The organism is Candidatus Halocynthiibacter alkanivorans, assembly GCF_003333265.1.
Classification (GTDB): domain Bacteria; phylum Pseudomonadota; class Alphaproteobacteria; order Rhodobacterales; family Rhodobacteraceae; genus Halocyntiibacter_A; species Halocyntiibacter_A alkanivorans.
Genome location: NZ_QOLB01000087.1, coordinates 1 through 1492 on the forward strand (window position 1 = coordinate 1; position 1492 = coordinate 1492).

Consider the following 1492-nt stretch of genomic DNA (forward strand, 5'->3'; position numbering starts at 1 on the left):
TTCCGGTACATCAATGGGTTCTATAACCCTCGACGGCGGCATTCATCGCTTGGTGGAAAAAGCCCCTTGGCCTTCGAACGAAAGGCCGCCTAACATGAGATGAGAGACCGGAACTTTTGCGCGGCAAGTCCAAACCGCGGGCAAAGCAGCGATCGACTGCGATCTCTTTCGAGTGATCTTTGGCGGAGCTTGATTTCTTATCGCTATTCCAAAATTGATCGGCTAACGTGTTCAGATCATGGTAATTGTCGCCCTTTTAAAGAAAGTTAAGTATATATATGTCTAAGCAACTATTGATTTATAAGCGCGCGATTCCGGTCTCTTCTGACAGCCACCGCGACTGGGCTATCAAGATGGGCGACAACTACAAGTTTGCTAGCGATGTTAATTCCGTACCTCTTTTAGCAGCCGAATTCCTTACCGCTGCGCAGGACTATGCCATCGTTTTCGCAGGTGATGGAGACAACGTGGTTCCCTCCGTGATCCTCGGTATTCGGGACAACGAAAACAGCAACGTCGGCGCTGATGGAAGCTGGACTGGTGGCTATGTTCCGGCCTTTTTGCGTCGTTACCCTTTCGTCTTTTCGCGGTCCGAAGATGAAAAGGATTTCGTTCTTTGCATTGACGAAGAATTTGATGGTTTCAACCAGGACGGAAAGGGCGAACGCCTGTTCGACACTGACGGCGAGCGCACGACCTTTTTGCAAAGCAAACTGACTTTCGTCAGTGAATACCAAACCCAATTCGAACGGACGTCTGCGTTCTGCAAACGACTGCAAGAACACGACTTGTTGGAAGAGGCGCAGGCTCAGTTCAACCTTGCCGACGGACAGACCGCTTCGCTGTCCGGGTTTTTCAAGATCAACCGTGAAAAGCTAAAGGCACTGCCGGCGGACACGCTGGTGCAGATGGTGCGTTCGGACGAGTTGGAGCTTTGCTATGCTCATCTGTCTTCGCTTGGTAATCTGGCGCCTATGGCACAAAAAATTGCCGCACCGGATGGACAAAGCAAGATGGAAGCGGAGGAGGCGGAAGCTGGTGAAGACTGAAACAAGGATGACGTCAGAGCTTATGAGGCCAAATAGCGATATTTGATAAGTGAGAGCCGGGCTCTTAGCGCTGTTGGTGATAGTGTGCTTTTTGCCTGTGACTGGTGCGTTGAGCTACTTGTTTTTCTGAAGGTGAACGGCTGCTGATACTGCAGGTACTTTGAATTTCTCCAGGCTTCACCCAAGCAGATTTCATGAAACACTTAATAACAGGTTTTAGCGGGTGACGCGATATCGCTCCGGGTCCTTCCTGCCGATTCGGTCTGCCGGGGGGGGCGCGGAGCCGGAAATTAACCGGTTGTGAGAAATTGTGGACTTGCCGCGCAAAAGTTCCGGTCTCTCATCTCATGTTAGGCGGCCTTTCGTTCGAAGGCCAAGGGGCTTTTTCCACCAAGCGATGAATGCCGCCGTCGAGGGTTATAGAACCCATTGATGTACCGGAA

At 51.1% G+C, this 1492-nt stretch carries 1 protein-coding gene; it reads left to right on the plus strand.

The window, feature by feature from the left end; translation table 11 throughout:
* The first annotated feature begins 278 nt into the window (after window positions 1-278).
* On the plus strand, window positions 279-1049 hold the full coding sequence (locus tag DWA01_RS10205; RefSeq protein ID WP_114285738.1) for a SapC family protein: 771 nt from the start codon (window positions 279-281) through the stop codon (window positions 1047-1049).
* Window positions 1050-1492: the final 443 nt, after the last annotated feature.